At 43.6% G+C, this 25,756-nt stretch carries 19 protein-coding genes; 17 read left to right on the top strand and 2 right to left on the bottom strand.

The genetic code is table 11. The features are described from left to right. Positions 1-36 precede the first annotated feature (36 nt). Positions 37-531 (bottom strand): vWA domain-containing protein, encoded by a 495-nt coding sequence (locus tag B9Y77_RS10745; protein ID WP_085491621.1) that lies wholly within the window; start codon positions 529-531, stop codon positions 37-39. Positions 532-735: 204 nt separating this feature from the next. Here B9Y77_RS10745 and B9Y77_RS10740 point away from each other — a divergent pair, with 204 nt between their 5' ends. The 13 genes from B9Y77_RS10740 (at position 736) to B9Y77_RS10680 (ending at position 20,150) form a co-directional block, all read left to right on the top strand. Further along, on the top strand, positions 736-2,631 hold the full coding sequence (locus tag B9Y77_RS10740; protein WP_085491620.1) for a carbohydrate-binding protein: 1,896 nt from the start codon (positions 736-738) through the stop codon (positions 2,629-2,631). A 250-nt stretch (positions 2,632-2,881) separates the two neighbouring features. Next, positions 2,882-5,479, top strand: coding sequence for a carbohydrate-binding protein (locus B9Y77_RS10735; RefSeq protein WP_085491619.1), 2,598 nt, complete (start codon positions 2,882-2,884; stop codon positions 5,477-5,479). Between the two features lie 22 nt (positions 5,480-5,501). Continuing rightward, positions 5,502-7,568: a family 43 glycosylhydrolase gene (locus B9Y77_RS10730; RefSeq protein ID WP_085491618.1), complete on the top strand. Its 2,067-nt coding sequence runs from the start codon at positions 5,502-5,504 to the stop codon at positions 7,566-7,568. A 197-nt stretch (positions 7,569-7,765) separates the two neighbouring features. Further along, the gene (locus tag B9Y77_RS10725; protein ID WP_254900007.1) at positions 7,766-8,716 is read left to right on the top strand and encodes a BspA family leucine-rich repeat surface protein; all 951 of its coding nucleotides are present in this window, start codon (positions 7,766-7,768) and stop codon (positions 8,714-8,716) included. Positions 8,717-8,733: 17 nt separating this feature from the next. Next, a complete protein-coding gene (locus tag B9Y77_RS10720; protein ID WP_085491617.1) occupies positions 8,734-9,726 on the top strand; it encodes a BspA family leucine-rich repeat surface protein in 993 nt (330 codons plus the stop codon). Between the two features lie 45 nt (positions 9,727-9,771). Next, complete coding sequence (locus B9Y77_RS10715) at positions 9,772-10,611, top strand: BspA family leucine-rich repeat surface protein (RefSeq protein ID WP_085491869.1); 840 nt, start codon at positions 9,772-9,774, stop codon at positions 10,609-10,611. A gap of 21 nt (positions 10,612-10,632) precedes the next feature. Further along, a complete protein-coding gene (locus B9Y77_RS16235) occupies positions 10,633-12,054 on the top strand; it encodes a BspA family leucine-rich repeat surface protein (RefSeq protein WP_254900006.1) in 1,422 nt (473 codons plus the stop codon). 43 nt (positions 12,055-12,097) lie between these two features. Next, a complete protein-coding gene (locus B9Y77_RS10705) occupies positions 12,098-13,018 on the top strand; it encodes a BspA family leucine-rich repeat surface protein (protein ID WP_085491616.1) in 921 nt (306 codons plus the stop codon). Positions 13,019-13,062: 44 nt separating this feature from the next. After that, positions 13,063-13,986, top strand: a complete 924-nt coding sequence (locus tag B9Y77_RS10700; RefSeq protein ID WP_139829305.1) for a BspA family leucine-rich repeat surface protein — start codon at positions 13,063-13,065, stop codon at positions 13,984-13,986. A gap of 42 nt (positions 13,987-14,028) precedes the next feature. Next, a complete protein-coding gene (locus B9Y77_RS10695; protein ID WP_085491615.1) occupies positions 14,029-16,077 on the top strand; it encodes a DUF2779 domain-containing protein in 2,049 nt (682 codons plus the stop codon). A 6-nt stretch (positions 16,078-16,083) separates the two neighbouring features. After that, positions 16,084-17,694: an McrB family protein gene (locus B9Y77_RS10690; RefSeq protein WP_073424869.1), complete on the top strand. Its 1,611-nt coding sequence runs from the start codon at positions 16,084-16,086 to the stop codon at positions 17,692-17,694. 4 nt (positions 17,695-17,698) lie between these two features. Further along, positions 17,699-19,105, top strand: coding sequence for a 5-methylcytosine restriction system specificity protein McrC (locus B9Y77_RS10685; RefSeq protein WP_085491614.1), 1,407 nt, complete (start codon positions 17,699-17,701; stop codon positions 19,103-19,105). A gap of 238 nt (positions 19,106-19,343) precedes the next feature. Next, positions 19,344-20,150 (top strand): hypothetical protein, encoded by an 807-nt coding sequence (locus B9Y77_RS10680; RefSeq protein WP_254900005.1) that lies wholly within the window; start codon positions 19,344-19,346, stop codon positions 20,148-20,150. Between the two features lie 11 nt (positions 20,151-20,161). On the opposite strand, the gene B9Y77_RS10675 is transcribed toward B9Y77_RS10680, so the two are convergent. Further along, entirely contained in the window at positions 20,162-20,518 is a 357-nt protein-coding gene (locus B9Y77_RS10675; protein ID WP_139829304.1) for a hypothetical protein, read from the bottom strand. A 156-nt stretch (positions 20,519-20,674) separates the two neighbouring features. Between B9Y77_RS10675 and B9Y77_RS16005 the strand changes: the two genes are divergently transcribed. The 4 genes from B9Y77_RS16005 to B9Y77_RS10660 all read left to right on the top strand — a co-directional run bounded on the left by B9Y77_RS16005 (position 20,675) and on the right by B9Y77_RS10660 (position 25,539). Then, on the top strand, positions 20,675-20,845 hold the full coding sequence (locus tag B9Y77_RS16005) for a hypothetical protein (RefSeq protein ID WP_176221752.1): 171 nt from the start codon (positions 20,675-20,677) through the stop codon (positions 20,843-20,845). Between the two features lie 68 nt (positions 20,846-20,913). After that, positions 20,914-21,459: a hypothetical protein gene (locus B9Y77_RS10670; RefSeq protein WP_085491611.1), complete on the top strand. Its 546-nt coding sequence runs from the start codon at positions 20,914-20,916 to the stop codon at positions 21,457-21,459. Between the two features lie 25 nt (positions 21,460-21,484). Then, complete coding sequence (locus B9Y77_RS10665; RefSeq protein ID WP_085491610.1) at positions 21,485-21,934, top strand: hypothetical protein; 450 nt, start codon at positions 21,485-21,487, stop codon at positions 21,932-21,934. 107 nt (positions 21,935-22,041) lie between these two features. Continuing rightward, positions 22,042-25,539, top strand: a complete 3,498-nt coding sequence (locus B9Y77_RS10660) for a beta-galactosidase, LacZ type (RefSeq protein WP_085491609.1) — start codon at positions 22,042-22,044, stop codon at positions 25,537-25,539. Positions 25,540-25,756: the final 217 nt, after the last annotated feature.

Below are 25,756 nucleotides of genomic sequence, written 5' to 3'. Positions count from 1 at the left end.
AACTGAAAATTTGAAGATTAGAGCGTTTCAACTAACTTAGGTGTTACTTTTATACAGCCAGTAAACTTGAGCGTTGGAACTACGTCCGTTGTTTAATAAATCTTTAAAGTGTTCTTCCCATCCCTGTGCGGGAACTCTAGAAGCAATTATAATGACTACGGGTTTATACCTGTCCGGTTTTGTTGTTTCCGGGTCGTCAAGAATGGCTTTGCATACTTCTAATGCCGATCCAAGAAAAGTTTGACTCGATGGTCTTATTTCTTGGATAATTCGCTGTAGTTCCCTTAGATTAGTATGTTCCAGATCCGCAAAGTGAGGTATATTGTTATTTAGTTTTGGAAATTTCAAAGTCCATTCGGAGCCAAAGGAAAAAAGCATAAATTCCGTGTGAATGTTTTTTCTTAGACAGGATTCCAAAATGTTCGCCACTACATCGGCAGATAGACTGGTATGGTTATTTTCTTCCACTAAAAACAAGATAGGCAGCTTCTTTTCTACTTTCTTTTTAAACTTGCTTAAATCAACGGCCATTGTTTAAACTCCTTATCATTTTCTTATTACCTGTAAAAAATAGTATGATTATCCCAAATTTTGAAGTTTTGCCCTAAAAAATGTTGATTCTTATCCATCGTGGATAAAATGTCAAAGGAACATGTGTAATTCCTTTAATTTTTTTGTTTTTTAGGGGGTATTTTTAGTTTGGGGATGATTAATACTTAGGATACAGGAGTGCTTATGTTTGGTTTGAACAAGAAAAATGGTCGCAAGTTTGGAGTGCTAGCTTCTTTGGCTTTAGCGGGATTGGTTTCCCAAGCCTTTGCGCATCCGGATAGCTTGGTGCTTACGCCCCCGCTCGGATGGAACAGCTGGAACGTTTTCCACGAAAACATCAACGAAAAGCAGATTCAGGAAATTGCCGACGCGATGGTCAATTCCGGCCTGAAGGATGCGGGCTACATCTACCTGAACCTTGACGATAACTGGATGGACACCAAGCGCGATGCCCAGGGCAACCTCCAGAACAACCCGAAGACTTTCCCGAGTGGCATGAAGGCCATTGCCGATTACGTGCATAAGAAAGGCCTGAAATTCGGTCTTTACGGCGACCGTGGCAAACGCACCTGCCACCATTACAATAGCAACTGGCAGAGTGAAAGTGGCTCCAATGGCCGCGAAGTTCAGGACGCCAAGAAATTGGCTGAATGGGGCGTGGACTACTGGAAGTACGATAACTGCGACTCGGATCCGAGAACGCAGGAAAAAGATTACACTGCAATGTCCAACGCTCTCCGCAATTCCGGACGCGACATCGTGTTCAGCATTTGCATGTGGGAATACAAGGACTGGATGCCGAAAATTGCTAACCTCTGGCGCACCACTTTCGACATTGGTCCCGAATGGATTTCCACTTCGTGGTACCGCGGCGTCTACGAAATTATCGATGCGAACAACAAGTATTGGCAAATTGCAAAGCCTGGCCATTGGAACGATCCGGACATGCTCGAAGTGGGCAACCGTGGACTCTCTTACGAGGAACAGCGCTCCCAGATGACGATGTGGTCCATCATGGCGGCCCCCATCATGATCAGTTCCGACGTACGCAACATGAGCAACGAGACCAAGGAACTTTATCTGAACAAGGACATGATTGCCATCAACCAGGACTCTCTTGGCGTTCAGGGCCACCGCATTTCTGACAAGAATGGCAAGCAGGTTTGGACCAAGCCTTTGAAAAATGGCGATATCGCCGTGGCGCTTCTCAATAACAACAATTCTACCCAGACCGTCGAATGCAACTTTAAAGACATTGGCGTAGAAGGCGAAGTAGAAGTCCGCGATGCATGGAAAAAGAAGGACTTGGGACCGGTTTCCCGCGTTTCTATCGAACTCCCGGCTCACGGCTCTGCACTGCTCCGTTTGATTCTCAAGCCTGTTCCTCGCGAACCGTTCAAGGGTAAGGCTCTCGCCATTCCGGGAAAAATCGAAGTGGAAGACTTTGACATCAACGGCGTGGGTGAGGGCAACACCACCTACAACGAAAATGATACCGAAAACCATGGCGACTCTGACTATCGCCCGGGTACCGGCGTGGACCTTTACAAGAAGGCTTCTGGCATTATCGTTGGTTACAACCAGGCTGGCGAATGGCTCGAATACACCGTGAACGTTGCCAAGACGGGTACTTACACAATGAGCGCTTCTGTGGCTTCTGCTAATAGCACCTCGAGCTTCAAGCTCTCCATGGATGGGAAGGACATTACCGAAGAAATTGCTGTTCCGCAGGCAAAATCTGGCGAAGATAATTATGATGACTACAACACGGTTGAAGCGAAGGTGAGCCTGACCGAAGGCGAACACATTCTCCGCTTTACGGTAACCGGTGACTGGATGGACATTGACTGGATTGAGTTTACCGATGGAACGGTGGGGCTGAATAAGGTTCATCTCACGTCGTTTGAATCCGAAAACTCCTATAACGTGTTCAGCGCTACGGGTAAGCACCTCGGCCGCGTGGACTTGAACGGTGCAAGCATGTCGCAGGCTCTCGAAAACGCTGGCTACGCCCGTGGCACGTACATGATGCGCTCCGTCAAGGGTAGCCAAATCTACCGCGTAAACGTCGCTAAGTAAAAGACTAGGGAGGACGCCGCCCTCTCGCGAAATTTCTCCTCACACATTCAAAATGCCCCGCACTCCCGCGGGGCATTTTGTGTTTTTTGTCGCGGTACTCCTTCTAAAAAAGAATATTCCACACTCCCATAGCTATGGATAAACAGTCCACAATATCTCGCCTTAAAACATGAAAAAAACGCATTTTCGAGAATAATTTTAAAGTGTTGTTAGGGCAAACTATGTTTGGTTTTTAAACGTGAGGTTAGGTATGAGCTTCAAAACAATTGGTCATCTTGCCGCAGTTTCTGCACTCTTCCTGGGTGTTACTGTTGCTACCGCCGCTGATCAGGCTACTTTCTATGTCGCTCCCAATGGCAGCGATTCCAACAAGGGTACCGAAGAGGCCCCGTTCAAGACGATTACGCAGGCCCAAAAGGCCGTGCGCGCCATCAACGGTACCATGACGGGAGATATTTCCGTCATTCTTCGTGGCGGAACCTATCAGCTTTCGTCTACGGTCAATTTTACTGAGGCTGATGGCGGTAAGGATGGTTTCTACGTCCGCTATAAAGCCTATCCGAACGAAACTCCGCTTATTACGGGCGGTATCCCGATGTCTGGCTGGACGATTCACGATGAAAAGAACAATATCTGGAAGGTCGAAGGTGTCGATGCCCGTTTCCGCCAAATGTACGTGAACGGCAAAAAGGCAATTCGCGCGCGTATGCCGAACTTGCTCGATAACGGCGACCATAACTTCTTCCGCTTGAACAAAGTGGACTCTGCCGGCAGCGCCTTCCTCCTGAACAGCAGCGATGTCAAGTCTACGGACTGGAAGAATCCGAAGAAGGTCGAAATCCATTTGATGATTGCATGGGCCGAAAGCATCTTGCGTCTTGACAAGATTTCTCAGCAGGGCAATACCTTCAAGTTTGAACCGCAGGATCCTGAAAGAAGCAAGCTTTTCCGCCGCAAGTACCCGATGCTCGGTACCGCTTTCATGAGTAATCCGCCGAAGCAGCAGGTCTACTACCTCGAAAACGCATACGAATTTATCGACCAGCCGGGTGAATGGTACCTCGACGAATCGACCAACACGCTTTACTACAAGGCCCGTGAAGGCGAAAGCATGGCGACCGCAAATGTTGTCGTTCCGCGCGTCAATACGCTCTTCAGCATTCTCGGTAAGGATACTAAGAACAAAGTTGGTTACATGTCTTTTGAAGGCATAACCTTTGCAAACTCCAATTTCTTGCGTCCGAGCGAAGAAGGCTTCCTGGATTTGCAGGCAAGTATGTTCAACATCGAAGTCATGGCTGAAAACGGCCGTCTTGGCTCTAACAAGTTCCTCCTCTGGCGTCCGGATGCTGGTTTCCGCGTCGAAAATGCGCACCATTTCAAAATCAAGAATTGCACGTTCACGCAGATGGCTGCAACTGGTCTTGACTTTGTCTCTGGTACAAATGATGACGTGATTGAAGGCAACGTATTCTATGAAATCGGCGGCTGCGGCATTATGCTCGGCAAGTTCTCTCAAGACTCCACGACCGAAATTCACATCCCGTACAATCCGAAAGACAAGGACGAAATCAGTACCCGCGATACAATCCGTTACAACCTCGTGACAAACGTGACGAATGAACATCAGGGTGCTGTGGGCATTGCCGCCGGGTATCCGCGTTATGTCGTCATTGAAAATAACGAAGTGTCTTATACAAACTATTCCGGTATCTCTGTGGGTTATGGCTGGACCAAGAGCGAAACAGCCATGACGAACAACAAAATTAATAAGAACAACATCCACCACATTGCCCGTTTGCTTTGCGACTCCGGTCCGATTTATACATTGAGCAACCAGGGCACGGGTAGCGAAATCAAGGAAAACTACATCCATGATATGTCCCAGTCCAAGTGGTCGGATTACTGGATTTTGCCGATTTATCTTGACGAAGGCTCTAGTGGCTTTGCTGTCGAAAACAACTCTTACAAGAACGCTCCGAGTGGCGTTGGCCGTAACGCTCCGGGTCAGTTTACCGAAAAGAACAACAATGGCTACATCGCTTCTGTTGCCGAAGCAGCAGGCCTCCAGGGCGAATTCAAAAACATCGGGGATCGCATCAACACCATCCCGCTTCCGGATTTCTCCAACGTGGTTCCGCAGGCTCCGTTTGTCGAAAACATGACCATCCCGGGCACCGTCGAAATGGAAAACTACGATGAAGGTGGCCAGAGCGTTTCCTTCAACGATAAGGACTTTGTGAACGAAGGCGGCGCCTACCGCGAAGATGGCGTGGACATCACTCAGATTGATTCTACGGACAAGTCTAAGGGCTACGCTGTGGGTTACACGCAAGCTGGTGAATGGATGGAATACACCGTGAATGTCACAGCTGGTGAATACGTGTTCCTTGCAAACGTGGCTTCTGGTCTCGAAGGCTCTAGCTTCCAGCTCTTCTTGGATGGCAAGGCTATCAGCGATACGATTGTCGCCCCGAAGGGCGAAGACTGGAACACTTACGACGTGGTCGAAGGAAAGACCACCGCTCTTGAAGCTGGTGAACATGTGCTTCGCGTGGCTATCACGGGTACTTACCTGAACATTGACTGGATCAAGTTTGGCAAGTCCAAGGAAGAAATCCTTTCGATCAAGCCGAGCGTCCGTTACGGTTTGAACATGGATATCTCTCGCAGCTCTACGCTGAACGTGTTCGATATCCGCGGTCATCACATGGGTGCTATCCGCTTGATGGGCATGCCGACGACAAGCTCTGTGATGCAGGCAATGCATGCAAAGAACTTTAAGTCTGGAGTCTACTTTGTCCAGAGCGTGAACAAGGCCTTTGGCAAAATGATTCAGGTGAAGTAGTTTAGGGAAAATGGGGTGAAATATGAAGATGACTAGTAAAATACTTCTCGCGTTTGGACTTGGTTTTGCGTCCAATGCGCTTGCTGAAAATCCGATTATCCAGACGTACTATTCGCCTGACCCGGCTCCGGTTGTGTTTGGCGATACCGTCTGCGTGTACACGGGTAACGACGAAGGCGGTTCCTTCTTTACCATGCACGGCTGGCGTGTTTCTTGCACCACCGATATGGTGAACTGGACCGATATGGGCGAGCTTATCCTCACGAATGAAAGCTTTGGTGGCAATGCCAAGAAAAACGGTGACTGGGCTGCTCAAGTTGTTCGTCGCAATGGCAAGTATTACTACTACGTGACTGTAGAATCGACTCGCGGTGGCCGCGCTATTAACGTCGCTGTGGCCGACAAGCCGGAAGGTCCGTTCAAGGATGCTCGTAATGGTCAGCATCTTGCAGGTCCGAACTGGGATTACATTGACCCGACCGTTTGGATTGACGATGATGGCCAGGCATGGCTCTACTGGGGCAACCCGAAGCTCTATTACGCCAAGCTCAAAGAAAACATGATTGAGTTCGATGGCGATATCAAGGTGACGGATATGAGTCGTGGCTTCTCTCCGAGCGGAAACTCCGTTTACACAGAAGGCCCGTGGATCCACAAGCGTGACAAAAAATATTACATGATTTACGCTTCCCATGGCGTGCCCGAAAAGATTTCTTACTCCACCAGTGATTCTCCGACGGGTCCGTGGAAGTGGGGCGGCGTCATCATGGATCAGGGCAACGGGACTGCGTTCACAAACCATTCCGGTCTCATTGACTTCAAGGGCCGTAGCTTCTTCTTCTATCACAACCAGAAGAACGTGAGTGGCGGTGGCTATAGCCGTTCTACCGCCGTCGAAGAATTCACCTGGAATGCTGACGGTACAATTCCGACCATCAAGTCTACGAATGATGGCGTCAAGAAGCCGATCAAGAACCTTGACCCGTTCACTCGCGTTGAAGCCGAAACGAAGTCTTGGGTCGGTGGCATTAACGTTGACAAGAGCGGTGGGTACACCATCATCAAGCATGTGGCAAAGCAGGGCGATAACGTCTACCTCACCAACATGGGCTCGAACTTCTATACAAAGGTTCGCTCCGTGGACATGGGTGATGGCGCAGACCGCATCATCGTTTGCACGAGAGGTAATGGCGGTAAGATTGAACTCCATGCCAAGTCCGAAACTGGAGCAACACTTGCAACGATGAACATCCCGGCAAGCTCTAGCTGGCAAGAAAACACCTTCGACTTGAGCGATGCCGCAGGCGTTGAAGACTTGTTCTTCGTCGTCAAGCAGGGCGGTTTCGATTTCGACTATTGGTACATGGAAAGCGAAAAGACTGCTGTTCCGCAGACCCCGTTCAAGGAAGTCGCATCTGCAATCCCGGGCAAGATTGAAGCGGAAGATTACGATGTCGGTGGTCACAACAAGGCCTTCTACGATAACGACCGCGAAAACAAGGGCGGCGCCTATCGCGAAGATGAAGTGGACATCGTGCAAATTGACTCTGCGGACAAGTCTAAGGGCTATGCTCTCGGTTACACCGAAGATGGCGAATGGGTGGAATACACTATCGATAACCAGATTGCGTCTGAATACACGGTTCGTTTGAACATGGCTACGGCATCTGATGATGTCGGCGTCCAGTTCTACGTTGATGGCAAGGAAATTACCGATGTCATCAAGGCCGAGAAGGGCGAAGATTGGGATCATTATTCTACGGTTGAAGCAAAGACCAAGGAAATCCCGAAGGGCGAACATGTACTCAGAATGCAGATTGTCGGGAACTTCGTGAACGTAGACTGGTTCAAGTTCTGCATGGGCTTTGACTGCGAAGAAAGCCCGATTGCACTCCAGAAGACTCGCGTGGAACTCCAGATTCCTGAAAAGATTTACGCAGTCTTTGGCATGACCGGCAAGTTCCTCGGCAACGTCGAAGTCAACGGTCAGAGCGTTGCTAAGTCCATCCGCGCCGCAGGCTTTACGCCGGGTGTGTACATGGTCCGCAGCGTTGGTCAGTCCAAGACCTTCCGCGTCCTCGTGAAGTAACGCAGCGTGTCATCCTGAGCGAAGAGGCGTAGCCTCGAAGTCGAAGGATCCAGTAACATTTCAAAATGGCGACCTCCGGGTTGCCGTTTTTTTTTGTTCAAAAATGGTATTTCTTAAAAACGTAAGCTTTTTGAAACGTTTTTGGCGTACATAGTGTTTTTTAGAGTATATTTAATTTCAAAAAAAGGCTGGTAAATATGACTGAAAAGGCAAAAGCAAAGAAAGCTGTCTCCAAAAAAGCTGCAGAATCATCAAAGACAACTACTGCTAAAAAGGCTACGGTTGCTAAAAAGTCTCCTACGGCCAAGAAGGCAGTGGCGTCTCCAAAGGCAACTGCAACCAAGAAACCCGCTGCTGCCAAGAAGCCCGCAGCAACTAAAAAATCCTCTGAACAAAAAATTGTCGTCGCGAAAGACAAAAATGACTTAATAAAGCTGATAAAAGCTGCCATAAAAAAGGATGGCGAAAATTGCGATTTGAATTTCATTGACGTATCTAAAGTTACGGAAATGAACGAACTGTTCATGGAAAGCAAATTTAATGGCGACATCAGCAAGTGGGATGTGTCCAATGTGACTGATATGAGATTTATGTTTGAAGGGTCCCGATTTAACGGCGATATCAGTAAGTGGAATGTGTCAAATGTGACGACGATGGACTCTATGTTCAAACATACTCCGTTCAGTGGCGATATCAGCAAATGGAACGTATCAAATGTGACGAGTATGAACTTTATGTTCTGCGGATCGGCTTTCAACGGTGACATCAGCAAGTGGGATGTATCCAATGTGACCGACATGAGTTTTATGTTTGCTGATTCGCAATTTGATGGTGACATCAGTCAGTGGAATGTGTCAAATGTGACGAGTATGGACTTTATGTTCAAAGAATCTCCGTTCGATGGCGACATCAGCAAATGGAACGTATCGAATGTGACTAGCATGAATTCTATGTTTGATCGGTCCCGATTCAATGGCGACATCAGCAAATGGAACGTGTCCAAAGTAACTACAATGGAAGCCATGTTTGCAGATTCTGAATTCAGCGGTAACATCAGTAAATGGAAGGTCTCAAAAGACGCAAATATGTTTGAATTGTTTGTTGGATCTCCTTTGGAATGTGATCCTCCAAAGTGGTACAAGGAATAAAATTTAACAGTAAATAAATGCGAAAGCAAAAAGGACAAGTGAATATGAAAGACCAGGCAAAAGAAACGAAAAAAGTGAAAAAGACTACTGCCGCCAAAAAGACAACAGTCACCAAAAAAGCTGCAGAATCCTCAAAGACAACTACAGCTAAAAAGGCTACGGTTGCTAAGAAGGCTGTGGCGTCTCCAAAGGCAACTGCAACCAAGAAGACTACAGCGTCACCAAAGAAAACTGCTGCACCGAAGACCGCTGGTCAAAAAACAGTTGTTGCTAAAGACAAGAATGATTTGATGAAATTGATAAAAGCTGCCATTAAAAAGAATGGTACAAATTGTGACCTGAATTTCATCGATGTCTCTAAAGTGACCGATATGAGCAATCTGTTTCATAGATCTCAATTTAATGGTGATATCAGTAAATGGGATGTGTCAAATGTTAAAGATATGTCCTTTATGTTCGCAGTATCGCAATTCAATGGAAATATCAGCCAGTGGAATGTTTCGAAAGTTGAAGATATGGGATGTATGTTCCAAGCTTCGCGATTTGATGGAGATATAAGTCAGTGGAATGTATCAAAAGCAAAGGACATGACTAGCATGTTTGCAGGAACGCATTTCAATGGAGATGTCAGCCGGTGGAATGTATCGAATGTTGATGATATGTCTAGTATGTTCAGTTTTTCGCAATTTAATGGTGATGTTAGTCAATGGAACGTGTCAAATGTTAAAAATATGTCCAAAATGTTCTGTCAAAGTAAATTTAATAGAGATCTAAGTCAGTGGAATGTATCGAATGTTAAAGATATGTCCGGTATGTTCGCGGTATCGCAATTCAATGGAAATATTAGCCGGTGGAATGTGTCGAATGTTGGCGATATGTCCTTTATGTTCAGAAAGTCGCAATTTAATGGTGACATCAGCAAGTGGAAGGTGTCAAAAGATATAGACATGTCTCGTATGTTTGAGGAATCTCCCTTGGAAAAGAAACCTCCAAAGTGGTACAAGGAATAATTTTAACGATAACCCAAAATGCGAAAGAAAAAAAGGCTGGTAAATATGACTGAACAAACAAAAGCAAAGACAACTACAGCTAAAAAGGCTACGGTTGCTAAGAAGGCTGTGGCGTCTCCAAAGGCAACTGCAACCAAGAAGACTACAGCGTCACCAAAGAAAACTGCTGCACCGAAGACCGCTGGTCAAAAAACAGTTGTCGCTAAAGACAAGAATGATTTGATTAAATTGATAGAAACCGCCATTAAAAAGAATGGTACAAATTGTGATTTGAATTTCATTGACGTATCAAATGTTACGGATATGAGCAATTTATTTATGCAATCGCAATTCAATGGCGATATTAGTCAGTGGGATGTGTCTAAAGTTCAGGACATGACATTTATGTTCAGTCAGTCTCAGTTTAATGGCGATATTAGCCAGTGGAACGTATCTAAGGTAAAGAATATGCAAGATATGTTCAGTGAATCTCAATTTAATGGTGATATCAGCAAGTGGAATGTTTCAAATGTTACAGATATGTCTGGAATGTTCTACGGTTCTCAATTTAATGGTGATATCAGTCAATGGAATGTATCTAAAGTAAAGAAAATGCTCATGATGTTCCAAGAATCGAAATTCACTGGCGATATCAGTAAGTGGAACGTGTCTAAGGTTACAAATATGTCCTTGATGTTTGATGGTTCTCAGTTTAATGGCAATATCAGCGATTGGAATGTATCAAATGTTACCAATATGTTCAGCATGTTCTCTAATTCTCGTTTTAATGGTGATATTAGCAAATGGGATATATCTAAAGTGAAAATTATAGGGATGATGTTTGATGATTCTCCATTGAAAAAGAAACCTCCCAAGTGGTACAAGGAAAGCTCCTTGAAAAAATAAAGGATTAAAAGGCTGGTAAATATGAAAGAACAAACAAAAGAAACTAAACAAGTGAAAAAGACTACTGCCACTAAAAAGACAACTACTGCCAAGAAAACTGTAGAAACTAAGAAAACTACAGCTGCCAAAAAGACCGCTGAACAAAAGACGGTTGTTGCTAAAGACAAAAATGATTTAACTAAATTGATAAAAGCCGCTATTAAAAAGAATGGCAAAAATTGCGATTTGAATTTCATTGACGTATCTAAAGTTACGGATATGAGCGATTTGTTTGCGAATAGCGAATTTAATGGTGATATCAGCAAATGGGATGTGTCAAATGTTGTAAATATGAAAGCCATGTTTGCATGGTCTGCTTTTAACGGTGATGTTTGCAAATGGAATGTTTCCAAGGTAAAGGACATGATGGGAATGTTCTTGAGAACGCCTTTCAATGGAGACATCAGCGAATGGGATGTTTCAAATGTCTCTAATATGCAACAGATGTTTGAAGAATCTGCGTTTAATGGTGATATTAGTAAATGGAATGTGTCGAATGTCTCTATAATGAGTTGCCTGTTTCAATATTCGAATTTTAATGGCGATATCAGCAAATGGAATGTTTCAAATGTGACTGATATGTCTAGCATGTTCTGTAACTCTCAATTTGATGGCGATGTCAGTAAATGGGATGTTTCAAATGTGACTGATATGTCCAACATGTTCAGTGAAACGCAATTTAATGGCGACCTCAGTAAATGGGATGTATCAAAAGTTGCTGATATGACCGGCATGTTCGATGGCTCAGAATTTAATGGAGATGTTAGCAAATGGAATGTGTCGAATGTTACGGATATGCGCAATATGTTTGCAAATTCCAAATTTCAGGGGAACATTGATAAATGGAATGTTTCTTTAGAATGTAATGTATCGGAATTGTTTTATGGATCTGATAATGAAGAATATGTTCCAAAATGGAAAATCTTTGACGTCTCTGCAAAAAATGTCGTTGCTCAAAACAGAAATCATTTGGACGCTTTGATTCGTGCGGCTATTACGAAAAATGGTGATAAGTGTGACTTGAATTTTATCGATGTGTCTAAAATTACCGATATGGAAAGCTTGTTCTGTTATAAGGATTTTAATGGCGATATCAGTAAATGGGATGTGTCAAACGTTACAGATATGAGTCATATGTTTCGAGAATCGCAATTCAATGGTGATATCAGTAAATGGAATGTGTCGAATGTTACAAACATGAAGCTTATGTTTAAAAATTCCATTTTTAATGGTGATATCAGCGGATGGGATGTGTCAAACGTTGAGACAATGAGTGAAATGTTCGCATCTTCTAAATTTCAAGGAAATCTTGATAAATGGAACGTGTCGAAAAATGTTGATATGTCCGATATGTTTGCGGATTCTCCCCTGAAAAAGAAGACTCCCAAGTGGTACAAGGAATAAAGTTTAACTATAACAAAAATGCGAAAGCAAAAGGCTGGTAAATATGACTGAACAAACAAAAGCAAAGACAACTACTGCTAAAAAGACTACTGCAACCAAGAAGACTACGACGTCTCCAAAGGCAACTGCAACCCCAAAGCACGCTGCTGCATCAAAGACCGTTGCTCAAAAAACGGTTGTTGCTAAAGATAAGGATGATTTAAAGAAGTTGATAAAAGCAGCTGTTAAAAAGAATGGAAAAAATTGTGATTTGAATTTCATCGATGTGTCCAAAGTTACGGATATGGAAATCTTATTTTATGAAAGCGAATTTAATGGTGATATCAGCAAATGGGATGTTTCGAACGTCACAAATATGCGCCATATGTTTTGGGAGTCTCCATTCAATGGAGATATCAGCGAATGGGATGTTTCCAATGTAACAGATATGTGTGAAATGTTTGAAAATTCTGAATTTCAGGGGAATATTGATAAATGGAATGTTTCCTTAGAATGTAATGTTTACGGTTTGTTAGCAAGGTCTGTTAATGAAAACAAATTGCCCAAATGGAAAATATTTGACATATCTGAAAAGAAAGTCGTTGCACAAACCAGAAATCATTTGGAAGCTTTGATTTATGCGGCTCTTGTGAAAAATGGAAACGAATGTGACTTGAACTTTATTGATGTGTCGCAAATAACCGATATGAGTTCGTTGTTTGCGTGTTCTCCATTTAATGGCGATATCAGTCGATGGAACGTATCTAATGTTACGGATATGAATGATATGTTTAGAGAAACTCCATTTAATGGTGATATCAGCAAATGGGATGTGTCAAATGTTGAGGATTTGAGCTGTATGTTCAGTGAATCTCAATTCAATGGCGATATCAGTAAATGGAAGGTGTCAGATGATGTAAGTATGTATGATATGTTCGCGGGTTCTCCCTTGGAAAAGCATCCTCCAAAGTGGTACAAGGAATAATTTTAACGATGACCCAAAATGCGAAAGAAAAAAGGCTGGTAAATATGACTGAACAAGCAAAAGCAAAGAAACAGGTAAAAAAGGCTGTTGGAGCGAAAAAGGCTCCTGCTCCTAAAAAATCTGCAGAAGCCCCAAAGGTGGCTGCGAAAAAGACTGCTGCACAAAAAATGGTTGTCGCAAAAAATCGAGATGATTTAAGGAAATTAATAAAGGTCGCCATTAAAAAGAATGGAAAGAATTGTGATTTGAATTTCATTGATGTGTCTAAAATTACCGATATGAGTGAGCTATTTAATGATAGTGCTCTTGTCCAATTTAATGGTGATATCAGTAAATGGGATGTGTCTAATGTTGTAAATATGCAGGATATGTTTAGAAATTCTGATTTTAATGGCGATATTAGCAAATGGAATGTCTCTAATGTCACAAACATGCGTTATATGTTTGAAGATTGTGGTTTCAATGGTGATATTAGCGAATGGGACGTGTCAAAAGTCACAAACATGAGTTATATGTTTCAGGATTCTGATTTTAATGGTGATATTAGTAAATGGAATGTGTCTAATGTTAACGATATGATGCGCATGTTTTTCGGATCTAAATTTCAGGGAAATATCGATACATGGCATGTGTCTTTGGATTGTAAGGTCAATAAGACGTTTGAAAAGTCTATTTACGAAAAAAAATTACCCAAATGGGAAATTTATGATATTTCTGGAAAGAAAGTAGTTGCTCAAAATAGCAATCATTTGGCAGCTTTAATTGATGCGGCTATTGCAAAGTCTGGAAATGAATGTGATCTGAATTTTATAGATGTGTCCCGAATAACTGATATGAGTTACTTGTTCTTTTATTCTAAGTTTAAAGGTGATATTTCCAAGTGGGATGTCGGCAATGTGGACGATATGTCCGATATGTTTACTGGCTCACCCTTGGAAGATAATCCCCCAAAGTGGTACAAAGAATAATTTTTAACTAATTTTTGACGGACTAATTAAAACGAAGGTATTATGCTCGACAACAAGTATCACGAGAAAAAGTTCACCAAGTCGGCGTTCAACCAGGCGGTAGAATGTGCGATGTATGCGTATTACTACCGCAATTCCAAAGACTACGCCTACCACTTTGATGGAGTCGATGGCATTGCCGAAGTGGGCGACCAGTTTGGTGCACTTGCCCGCGTTTACGAGGGCGTTCCCGACGAGAACATCATCCGCAGGGATCCGACGCTTTCGCCGGTTCCTGCCCAGATGAAAACCCTTGTAGACACGATGCGCTTTCTCCGTATGGAAAATGCCGATGTGGCTGAAGCCGCCTTTGGCACGAACAACTTCTTGGTCTATGTCGATATCTTGCACAAGCGGGGCGATACCCTCGAAATTATTGAAGTCAAGTCGAAGGGGATTGGTGCCGATGATCCGCTGTATTCTTTTGACGGTCGCGGCGGCAAGTTCAAATCGGATTACCTAGATAAGATTTTGGATGTTACATTCCAGAAATACGTGGTGCAGCAGTTTACCAAGTTCTTTGAGGAATATTCGCACCTCAAAGTTCGTGCCAAGCTGATGCTTGTAAACACGGATGCCGTAAGCGATGTTGATTCTTTGAGCTCGCTGTTACAGATTAAGTTCAAGGATGGTCATCGCGAAGTAGAATGTGCTTCGGACATTCGTGAAAAATTGCAGGGCAAAAATAACATTGCCCGCGTTATCGATGTGGATGAACTCTGTGACAAGATTATCAATGATGAAATTCCTGAAATTGCTAATGAAAAATTTAATGGTTGTTTTGTGGATTTTGTCGAAAAAGTTACGGACATGTATGTCAACAACCGCAAGGACTATAGCCTCTGTAAAGTTGATGTGAAAAATTTCAAGTGCCCGTTCTATGCCACAGACGAGGAACGCAAAGCTGGCAAGAAAGATGGTCGTGCAGAGTTCTTCAAGGATATGCTTGGAGTTGATATTGCAGGGAAACCTTGCATTGTAGATGTCAAGGGTGGTTCAAAGGGACTGCCGCCAAGTCTCAAGGGCAATGGCTGGCTTGAACAGAAAATGCTTCTCCTGACCGATATCAACGAATACGAATATGTTCCTGCTGAAGATGCGACTCCTGAAGCGTTCCAAAAACGCACGAAACTTTCGGATAATGACCTGCGTTTCTTGCATGTTCACAGCGTAAAGACCGGTGAAGTGGCTCCGACTTTCTTGAAGGCTGCCGCGAAAGCTGAAATGGCGAAGTGGACCTATCCGCTGCATTTTATCGATTTTGAAACTTATCAAGGTGCTGTCCCGCTGTTCAAGGGCTCGCGCCCGAACGAAGAAGTTGCCTACCAGTTCTCTCACCATGTCTGTTATGAGGATGGACATTATGAACACAAAGAAGGGCGTGGGGGAGAGTTCATTTCGCTAGAGGCGGGAGTAAATCCGAATTTTAAATTTGTCCGTGAACTGAAAAAACAACTGGACAATGATGACGGAACAATCTTCCGTTATGCAGAACATGAAAATATTATTCTCAACGCTATTCGAGAGCAGTTGATAGAATCAGACGAATCCGACAAGGACGAGCTGGTTCGCTTTATTGAAAAAATTACGCACCCGACGGGAAGTTGTAAGTATCCGTTTACTGCAGGACCCCGTGATATGTTGGATTTGAAGGCGGTCGCTCAAAAATACTTCTACCATCCGATGATGGGGAGTTCCAATTCCATCAAGCAGGTGTTTCCTGCCATTTTGGCTAGTGATGAGACTTATTTCCGCGACCATTACGGCGACGATATGGACCCCTACCATAATTTGCCGATGTTAAAAGAGTTTGCCGCGAATGTTGATGCAAACAAGTTCCCTGCCGATTTCGACGATTCCGACATCTGGAACGATGAAAAACAAATCAACTGCGGTGGCATCAGCAAGCTCGATTACGTGATGCTGCAAGCCGGTCGCTTCAACAAGCTGCATACCGAAGCAATCCGTCAGGCATCCCTCAAATACTGCGAAGTCGACACCCTCGCAATGGTCCGCATCTGGGAATACTTCAGGAAAAACTGTCAGGAGTAAGAGAAAATGAGCGAAGAAATTAACGAAGAACTGCAAAATTTATTTCAGGATTTTCTGTTATGTCCTGATTCAGAATATCCATGGAATATATACGAAAAGTGGAATGAGGTTCGTAATAAAGCAAAAGAATATGAACCTAAAGATTGGAAAGACCTTGTTTATGACAATTCTATATGCTCTGCGAGAGGTGATGGTGCTGTAATTAATGATTTGGATCAAGAAAGTTTGGAAAAAATAAAGGTCTTTGTAGAGAAATGCGATAAAGAAACTTTCCAGTCTTTACAAAAAAATTTAACGAACCTCTTTAATAAGGGAAGAAATAAACAAGCTTCCAATTTCGAAGCAAGAATAAATAGAATTGCTTCCATATTTGATAATGAATGTTCTTTTATACCATCTGTTGGAAAGTTTAAATCTTGTTGTGGAATCTTGAAAGAAAAATGCCAGCTGCAATTAAAAAAAGGCTCTTGGCTAGAAATGAATGCTGAATTAAACGAAAAATTGAAGCCTCTTGTTTCAAATACAGGTTCTGATGGAACTAACGATCCGAGAAAAGATAAAATTTTTCTTTTAAAAGCATTTCCTACATGGGTTCAGTTTTCAAGTAATAGAATTTATCCGACGGAAGATTCTCCAAATGTAATCTTTTATGGTGCTCCAGGAACGGGTAAGACTTATCATGTTAAGGAATATTTGAAAAAGAAATTTGAAGACAATTACGAAGAGCATGTTTGTTGGGTGCAATTTCATCCGTCATATTCTTATGAAGACTTTATCGAGGGTATAAAGCCTATTGGAATAAGTAATGAATCTGTCAATTTAAAATTAGTAAATGGCAAATTTAAGAATTTTTGTAAAAAAGCTAAAGGAAACTTATCTGAAGAGTATTATTTTGTTGCGGATGAAATAAATCGAGCAAATCTTTCGGCTGTTTTTGGTGAAACTTTGTCTCTGTTAGAATCAGGTTATCGAGATTTCCGTAAGATCGAAAATGATGCTAAAGAACAACGTCATTTAATAGAAACTCAATACTCTGAATTAGAACGGAATAGTGCAAATTCCGAAATCTTCTATGAAGAAGAGGAAAAGTATAAAGGAAAATTTGGCGTTCCTCGAAACATTCGATTTATTGGCATGATGAATGACGTTGATAAAAGTATTGATGCCTTTGATTTGGCTTTGCGTCGCCGATTTAAATGGGTGAGGATGGATTGCGATTATAGCGTTATTCGTGATAATATTGTATTGGGAAATGTAGACAAATTTATTATTTCTTGCGCCAAACTGAATTATTGCATTTCAGGTTGTGAACCGAAAGAAAGTCAGGGATTGTCTGATGAAGATATGCAAAAAGTGAAACAGGATGTGTCTAGTAAATTGGAGTTAGGTGCATCTTTTGAGTTTGGACATGCTAATTTTCTTAAAATAAAGGATGTATGTAGGCAAAATAGCATAAAGAAGGTCCATAAGGAAGAATTGTTTGATGGTTATTTGAAACCTACACTAAAAGAATATTTACGTAGCTTGTGCCCTGAAGAAGGAAAACTAGAAAAAAAGCTTAGCGATGCAAGAAATGTTTTTGTAAAAGAAATAGTTGAAAAAAATCCAAAGCAGTGATAGTATGGAAATAATAGATGCGTCCGTTAATCAAAATTTCCATTTTGAAAAGCCAGAAAGCGTTTCTTCAACTAAATTAAAAAATCTTGCGGAAAAATCAGCACTTTCTTTGGGTCGAATAACGGCAGAACGAGATGTTGCTGTTGTATCATTTCGGCAGGATTTTCTATTGAATAGTAATGTTGAATCCGAAGACGATAGGCTTGTTCTTGCTATAGAAAAAAGAAGAAAAAATGATGTAGATGAGTTCTATGTTAAGACTGGCTTGTATGCTGGTCGTATTTCCTATGGCGATGTTTTGTTTAATATAAAACCGGATTGCAGTAATGCTCTGTATGAACAGATGCTCAATTACGCAAATCATATTTATATTGATAAAACTGAAGATAATGGCGAAAGAAAAGATCACAGTGATTTTCCGCTGATAGAATATCTCTTTTTAAGCTCTTTGCAGCGTGCTTCTGTCATGGGGCTTCCTCAAGAATATTCTAAGCAACGGTATCATGATATAAAAGTTCACGGTGGCTTAGATATCCAGAACTATATCAAAAAAGATTTTCCGTTTATGGGACGAATCTCGTCACAAAAAAATGAGCGGCATTATGTTCAGTGTGTTGTAGATGTTCTTTTTACTGCTTTAAAAGCATGCAGAGGCGAAATAGAGAAGAATTTTAAGAGATTAAACTTAATAAAGAATGAGTTAAATGCATCTTACTCAGGAAAATTTCCTTCGCAACAAACTATTCTGAAAGCTCAAACGCACCGAGTGTTAAACAATCCAATGTTTGCAGATTTTAAGCAAACGTTGAAATTTGCAGAAATTGTAATAAGGCATAATGCCATCCTGCCGGATGCGAAGGACAGTGCAATTGCTTCGGGGTATTTATTAGATGTGGCTTCGCTTTGGGAAGTTTATTTGGAACATCTGTTGCAAACAAGATTAGATGGTTGGAGTGTTTCTGCTCAAGAAAAAATAAACTTGTATCAGGATTGTTTCTTTAAACGTGAAAATCGTCCCGATTTTGTTTTGCGGAAAGATGATGGAAGTTGTATTGCTGTACTAGATGCCAAATTCAAGAGAATGGATGGAGTTTATAAAAAATATAGCGATGTTGATAGAGAAGACCTTTTTCAAATACATTCCTATGCAGGCTATTATAGAGAACGGGGCGTGAAAGACATCCGCTGCGGTTTGATATACCCGCTTTCTCAAAAGGTGTTGGAAAAAAATCAAGCGAGTCTTTATGGCTTAACTGAAGAATATCGTGTGCATGATGGTAGTAAAGCAAAGTTTATGGTTGATGGAATTTATAAAGGGATGGATGATTGTTCTGTGTTGGACTCCAAATATTCTGTTGCGGATGCCGAAGATGCGTTTATTGAGCGATTGAAGTTTTTTTTGAATAGTTGATGCAAAATGTATCATCAAATCGCTCTGTTTTGAACATGAAAAAGAAATTATCGCCTTGAACGTATCTCTAACGAAATAGCTCCCGTGCCGCCCCAAATAGCTCCGCGGAGGCTTTTTTGTATACCCATAAATTTTATATATATTACCCCAAGAAAAAAGTGAAGCATATCTAATGCCAAAGCCAAAATTCGTGAACAAAATCAAATTCCAACAAGAGCCAGGCACGTCAGAGACGGTTATGCCGTCAGACGATATGCTTATGTATTTTGAAAAGCACATTATAGCTCCTGCTGAAGAAGAGTGCGGTTACGGCATCTACAGCAAGGCCCTCGAAATCCCTATTTTTTTCGTCAGTGAAAAGACCATCAACCAAAAGGGCCTGGCGATTGATTGTGGCGTTTCCGATGATTTACGTAAACTCCATGATATCGTGGATGAAGATCGGTTTTGGAAACTAGAAACGGCTCTAGTAGATAGGGGTGATCCCATCGGCCTCTACCTCCCTAAGGGCGAGTTTCAGGACCAGGGACCAGAAATTTGGGTCTCATACGAAAAAATTCGCAACCAGCATCAGAAATGGCAGGATTCAAAATACACTACGGCTCTGACCTTGGTTCACGAGCTGGGGCATGCTATTATGGATGCTCCAACGTCGGGCCTTTATTGTCTGAAAACATGGGTTGAGGAGCCTTTGGCTAACATGATTGCCCTCTATTACCTAGATTCTGTCGGCCCGTCAACGACCAATGGATTTGACCGGATGGAATATGTCACGGATTTCGTAAAAACACAGTCGGCGAATTATGCGCTGGGTTTGAATCTGTTCCGTTCCAATCGGGTATTTGATTGGAAGGCATGGAAAAATGCCAAGTGGCTTTTGTGCTTCAAAATTGACGCCCTCTTGGACTGGGTGGAATACATCAAGGGGAACTTGGGCAATGTTGATGATCTGCGTCTTGAGGCTTTGTTCCGCGAGATTGTCCGCCAGCCGATAGAGTTTAACCAGACTCTTTTGCAGCAGGCGGAAAAGCTTTATGAGAAATAAAAAGTAATCTTTTATTGCACAACTCTGATCACGACGACCTCAAAAACGAGAGGCGGTGTGTCCGGAGCCATAATCTCTTCTTCACCGGTTGCGAGCTTTGAGGCGTCCGCGTAATCGAGAAAGTATTTTCCTGCATCGCAAGAATATTGCTCGTATTCGGGCAAGATCTTGATATTGACGCTGTAGAATTTATCGATTCCAGAGATGTCGAAACCGAAATCCTTTTTTACGATGGTGCCCAACTCGGGGGAGTCGTCCAGAATTTTTTGCAGGGGTTCCCTGCGGGGCGATGCGTAAACGACGAGTTGGCCGCCGACCGGGTATTCTCTCATGATTGCGTATGCCGGGTTGTTACTCGATTTAGCCATGTCCATAATATAGATTTTTCTCGAAATCTGCGGTAGGGTCGACCGCCTTGCAAAGTAATATAAATCCACGAATGCGTCTTTATTTGTCGTATGCTGAATCTATATTATAGCCATTCAAATGAATTCTGACTGACTTCAAAAATCGAGGAGGTTCTTATGGCAAATTATGTTCCGACAATGTCCAAAAAAGATTTACTTGAACTAAGAGAAATCCTAAAGCGGACAATTAAAGAAGCCGAAGAAAAAGGTGAAGGAGCGTCAATTGGGTTAGTAGGTACATATGCTGAATTAGAAGATGTTGAAGAACGATTGAAGGAACTTGTATAATTCAGTCTCCATTTGTCGCATACGGTATCTATATTATAACCATTCAAAAGCAATAAAGGAGGTTCATTATGTCAAACGATGAAATTTTCGTCTTTTCTGAAGAGGTTAGTGTCTCGTGTTCTGAATGCGGAAAGGAATCTACAATGAGTCCGAATTTTGCAGAGGTCGCAGGGGACTTACGCCTGAATTTCGTCAAGGTTTGCTCTACGATCCCATCTGATGACACATGCCCACATTGCGGAAACGAAATGGAAGTCGATGTCACGTACTGGCGGCGTGAATTTTACTGCAAAAATAAGGACGGCAAGGAAGTTTGTCGGTATTTCATCCTTTGGCTGGACGATAACTCTGCAGGGTGTTCCGTCGAGGGGTTGGAATCTGTGTATGAGTGCTATGCTTTGGACCATTCCGAAGACCTTACGCTTGATAGCTCTAGTGCTCAGGAACTAATCGACCTTCTCTACAAAAAGACTCGTGACGAATCGTTGCTTCCTATCGAGGAATCGTTGAAGAACGGAAGTGATGTGGAATCCTTAATCCCCGAACTGAAACGAATCATCGATTCTCATGACGATGTGCTGAAAGACGCTTATCTTGCACATTTCCCGGACTAACTTTTACGCTATCAGGAGGTCCTTCATGTTTTCAGTCTATAATTATATTACGATGGACGATGAACAGATTGAAAAGTTCATCAAGCTCTATGGCGAAGGCGATGGGAATTTTTCGCTTGCGAGGGTTCTCCCCGAATACGCCGAAAATGATGCCCGTGAGAACGAAAATGGCGAGGGCCTTGAATTGCGTGCCATATTAAGCGGAAAGGTTTCTTTTGATACGGAAGATTTGCCGCCGATTCCTATTTACGAAAAAATGGCGAAAGACGGGCTCATTTTCAAAATTGACTGGCAGTCCGAAGACATGATAGAGTGGGGGATTGGCCACGGCGAAGTCCGCGATGGCGCATTTTACCATTGCATTGATTTCGAAGAAACAGCAAATTACGTAAGAGAATGGACCGGCGAAGAATGGGACCCGAGCAAGAGTGCTTTTGCGGAAGAATATTCCAAATTGCAACATAAAAGGCTCTAAAAACACCCCTCCCTTTGACAATATATCCACGAAACTAGCAAAATCACTTGTAAAATACCCTCTTTTTGGGGGTATTTTTGAATTAGGAATATGATAAGGGAGGACTTATGAACTTTGGTTCTAGTTTGTCTTTGGTTTTGTCTGCTGGACTATTGTCCGCAGTATCTTTGTTTGCCCAGCCCAACGATGAATGGAATGGCAAGCCAAGAATTTTTGGTGTGAACAGGTTGAATCCGCACGTGACTTCGATGCCATATACGACAGTCGAAGAAGCTGTGAAGGGTGACCGTCACGCTTCGGAATGGTACCAGACGCTTTCGGGTGAGTGGAGATTCTTCCATGTCGATAAGCCTAGCCAGCGTAACAATGATTTCTACAAGGACAACTATGATGTTTCCAAGTGGGATAAAATCAAGGTTCCGAGTTCTTGGCAGCTTTTAGGCTACGATCATCCGATTTACACGAACGTTATTTATCCGTGGTCCCAGAACAACCGCGTTTCTGCACCGTATGCTCCGACGGATTTTAACCCGGTTGGTCATTATCGCCGTACGTTCACGGTTCCCGAAACTTGGGACGGCAAGCGCATCCGTTTGCACTTTGAAGGTGTTGAATCCGCTTACTATGTATGGGTGAACGGCAATTATGTCGGCTACAGTGAAGATACTTTCACGGGTCATGAATTCGATATCAATAAGTACCTCCGCAAGGGCGAAAACAACATCTCTGTGCAGGTGTTCCGCTGGTGCGACGGTTCTTGGCTCGAAGACCAGGACTTTATCCGTCTTTCCGGTATTATGCGCGATGTGTATATCTACGCTGTGCCGCAGGTCCATATTCAGGACTTCCAGATTGATGCTACTCTTACGAACAACTACAAGGATGGTCTCTTAAAGACGACCGCTTGGATTTACAATTCTACGGGCAAGCAGTCTGGTGATTACACCGTGGAACTTTCTTTGTACGATGCTTCCGGTGCCGAAGTAATTAAGCCGACTTCCCAGAAGGTTTCCGGCATTGGTCCGAATGGTGCCGAAAAGAGCGTCCACTTCGAAATTCCGTATTCTTCTCCGAAGCGCTGGTCTGCTGAAACGCCTGACCTCTATACCGCAGTGCTCACGTTCAAGGATGCTGACGGCAAGATTCTCCAGGTTGAAAGTAACAAGATTGGCTTCCGCAAGATTGAAATCAAGAAAGAAAATGGCGCTCCGCGTTTGCTCGTAAACGGCATGCCTGTGAAGTTCCATGGTGTGGACCGTCACGAACTTGATCCGGATAACGGCCGTGCTGTGACTTACGATCGTATGGAAAAAGACATTATCCTCATGAAGCGCTTCAACATCAACGCGCTCCGTATGTCTCACTATCCGAACAATCCGGTGATGTATGATCTCTGCGACAAGTACGGTATTTACGTGATTGACGAAGCGAACGTCGAAAGCCACGGTGCCAACAACGATCTTCCGAAGAATAGCGATGATTGGCGCGCTCCGGCTGTGGACCGCATGAATTCCATGGTGCAGCGTGATAAAAACCATCCGTCCATTATTCTTTGGTCTCTCGGTAACGAAGCCGGTAACGGTAACGTGTTCGCCTCGGAACGTCAGCGTGCTCATGAAATCGACTCTACGCGCTTTGTGCATTACGAAGGCGACTGGAACAATGCCGATGTGAACAGCTGGATGTACTTTGGTCCAGATGCTGTCCAGAATTATCGCGATGCCAACAAGCCGATTATGTTGTGCGAATACGAGCACGCAATGGGTAACTCTGTGGGTGATTTACAGGAATACATGGACGCCTTCTACGGTAACCCGCGCTCTTTCGGTGGCTTCATTTGGGACTTCATTGACCAGGGCCTGCGCCACAAGGGAACTCCGTACTTCGAATTTGGCGGTATGTGGGGCGACTGGCAGAACGACGACAACTTCTGCGCTAACGGTCTCGTGTTCCCCGATCGTAAAATCCAGCCGGAAATGTGGGAAGTCAAGTACCAGTACAGCCAGGTGCGCGTCCATAATGTAGACGCCGCAAAGGGCAAGATTGAAATTGAAAGCCGCTACCTCTACAAGAATCTTGGCGACTTCCTCGATGCCTTCTGGCAGATTAAGGAAAACGGCAAGGTCATTAAGGAAGGTAAGATTGATGGTTCTCAGATGAATATCGGTCCGAACCAGAAAAAGACCGTGACGATTGACATGCCAAAGATTGAAACGACAGTCGGTGCCGAGTACTTCCTGGATATCGATTTCCGCCTCAAAAAAGATGAACTCTGGGCTAAGGCGGGCTACAGCATCGGTCATGAACAGTTCGGCATTGATTTAGGCCAGCTCTGGTCTACTGAAATTGATGTGAGCACCATGGAGGCCCACAAGGTCACTAAGAACAATGGTCTCACGATTGAAGGCTCTGATTTCAAGATTAAGTTTGACGAAAAGTCCGGTACGCTTGCAAGCTACGTTCTTGATGGCGATACGATTATCAAGAACGGCGGACGTCCGAACTTCTGGCGCGCCCCGATTGATAACGACAAGGGCTTCAACATGGAACGTGGCCATGGCGAATGGCGCAAGGCAAGCAATAACCGCTCTGTCACTTCCGAAGTCAAGGAAGTTTCCGCTCGCGAAACGCAGGTGACGTTCAATTTCGGTTTCCCGGATGTCGGCAGCACCCGCATGAAGCTTACGTACACGGTTTACGGCAGTGGCGATATCGTTGTGGAATACACGCTCAATCCAGATGGGTCCAAGAGCTATTTGCCGAACGTGGGTACGCTCTTCACTGTTCCTGGTGGTTACGAAAAGGTCCGTTACTTTGGTCGTGGTCCGGACGAAAACTACATCGGACGTAACCGCGGTAGCTTCATGGGACTTTATTCGACGTATGCAGACTCTATGACCGTCATGTACATGGAAATTGGCGAAACGGGCCAGCGCACCGATGTGAAGTGGGCGACACTTACAAACGAAAAGACGGGCAAGGGCCTTATGATTGTGGGTAACCCGCGCATGGAATTCAGCGCCCAGCACTACACTCCGGAACAGCTCACTAATGTAAAGCTCCCGTGGGAACTCAAGCGCGACAAGGATATCACGCTCCGTGTGGACTTGCACCAAATGGGTGTCGGTGGCATCAACTCTTGGGGCGCAGAACCGCTCAACGCTTACCGCCTGAATGCCAATCGCGAATACTCTCACAAGTTCCGCATAGCTCCGATTCGTAAGCAGTTGAACGATCCGACAGAATACTCGCTGCTTGGTTTCACGAACTTTGGCTGGAACAAGGAAATTCCGCCTGCAAAATACGGCCGTGACGAGATCAACAAGATTTACGAAAATCAGCCGGATAAGGACATTACGGAAGGTGCAAATCCTGATACGGAAGGGCTTATTCCTGTAGCGCTCCCGGGCGAGATTCGTGACCTCTCTGTCGCAGAAAAGAACTACAATGTCTTTGATGCTCAGGGCAAGAAGGTCGGTGCGTTTACGACTCGCGGTGTCGAAGACCTCCATGCGATTACGTCTGGGCTCGTCAAGAATTCTGGCGTGTATATCGTGAAGTCCAAGAACGGTGGCCAAGCTTTCCGCATCACCGTTAAGAAGTAGGAAATAATCGATTGAAGAACTGTCATCGCGAGGCTTCCAACAGCGCCCCGCGATGACTTTTTTTATGCCGCCCGCATGACGTACATTTTGCATTCAAAAAGATTTTTGGTCGATGAGACCCTTTTCTATTGATAAAAAATCAATGAGAAGAATTCCAAACCTATATGAAAACCCCTCTCCGAGGGGTATTTTATATAAGGGAAAATTGTCATCCTGG

The organism is Fibrobacter sp. UWB13, assembly GCF_900177805.1.
Taxonomy (GTDB): Bacteria; Fibrobacterota; Fibrobacteria; order Fibrobacterales; family Fibrobacteraceae; genus Fibrobacter.
The sequence above is the reverse complement of the archived record's forward strand: the minus strand, read 5'-3'. Positions and strand labels throughout refer to the sequence as shown.

What these genes read in the sequence shown, in the direction of transcription:
- B9Y77_RS10745 (WP_085491621.1), bottom strand. Translation starts at nt 531, where the DNA reads ATGGCCGTTGATTTAAGCAAGTTTAAAAAGAAAGTAGAAAAGAAGCTG.
- B9Y77_RS10740 (WP_085491620.1), top strand. Translation starts at nt 736, where the DNA reads ATGTTTGGTTTGAACAAGAAAAATGGTCGCAAGTTTGGAGTGCTAGCT.
- B9Y77_RS10735 (WP_085491619.1), top strand. Translation starts at nt 2,882, where the DNA reads ATGAGCTTCAAAACAATTGGTCATCTTGCCGCAGTTTCTGCACTCTTC.
- B9Y77_RS10730 (WP_085491618.1), top strand. Translation starts at nt 5,502, where the DNA reads ATGAAGATGACTAGTAAAATACTTCTCGCGTTTGGACTTGGTTTTGCG.
- B9Y77_RS10725 (WP_254900007.1), top strand. Translation starts at nt 7,766, where the DNA reads ATGACTGAAAAGGCAAAAGCAAAGAAAGCTGTCTCCAAAAAAGCTGCA.
- B9Y77_RS10720 (WP_085491617.1), top strand. Translation starts at nt 8,734, where the DNA reads ATGCGAAAGCAAAAAGGACAAGTGAATATGAAAGACCAGGCAAAAGAA.
- B9Y77_RS10715 (WP_085491869.1), top strand. Translation starts at nt 9,772, where the DNA reads ATGACTGAACAAACAAAAGCAAAGACAACTACAGCTAAAAAGGCTACG.
- B9Y77_RS16235 (WP_254900006.1), top strand. Translation starts at nt 10,633, where the DNA reads ATGAAAGAACAAACAAAAGAAACTAAACAAGTGAAAAAGACTACTGCC.
- B9Y77_RS10705 (WP_085491616.1), top strand. Translation starts at nt 12,098, where the DNA reads ATGACTGAACAAACAAAAGCAAAGACAACTACTGCTAAAAAGACTACT.
- B9Y77_RS10700 (WP_139829305.1), top strand. Translation starts at nt 13,063, where the DNA reads ATGACTGAACAAGCAAAAGCAAAGAAACAGGTAAAAAAGGCTGTTGGA.
- B9Y77_RS10695 (WP_085491615.1), top strand. Translation starts at nt 14,029, where the DNA reads ATGCTCGACAACAAGTATCACGAGAAAAAGTTCACCAAGTCGGCGTTC.
- B9Y77_RS10690 (WP_073424869.1), top strand. Translation starts at nt 16,084, where the DNA reads ATGAGCGAAGAAATTAACGAAGAACTGCAAAATTTATTTCAGGATTTT.
- B9Y77_RS10685 (WP_085491614.1), top strand. Translation starts at nt 17,699, where the DNA reads ATGGAAATAATAGATGCGTCCGTTAATCAAAATTTCCATTTTGAAAAG.
- B9Y77_RS10680 (WP_254900005.1), top strand. Translation starts at nt 19,344, where the DNA reads ATGCCGTCAGACGATATGCTTATGTATTTTGAAAAGCACATTATAGCT.
- B9Y77_RS10675 (WP_139829304.1), bottom strand. Translation starts at nt 20,518, where the DNA reads ATGGCTAAATCGAGTAACAACCCGGCATACGCAATCATGAGAGAATAC.
- B9Y77_RS16005 (WP_176221752.1), top strand. Translation starts at nt 20,675, where the DNA reads ATGGCAAATTATGTTCCGACAATGTCCAAAAAAGATTTACTTGAACTA.
- B9Y77_RS10670 (WP_085491611.1), top strand. Translation starts at nt 20,914, where the DNA reads ATGTCAAACGATGAAATTTTCGTCTTTTCTGAAGAGGTTAGTGTCTCG.
- B9Y77_RS10665 (WP_085491610.1), top strand. Translation starts at nt 21,485, where the DNA reads ATGTTTTCAGTCTATAATTATATTACGATGGACGATGAACAGATTGAA.
- B9Y77_RS10660 (WP_085491609.1), top strand. Translation starts at nt 22,042, where the DNA reads ATGAACTTTGGTTCTAGTTTGTCTTTGGTTTTGTCTGCTGGACTATTG.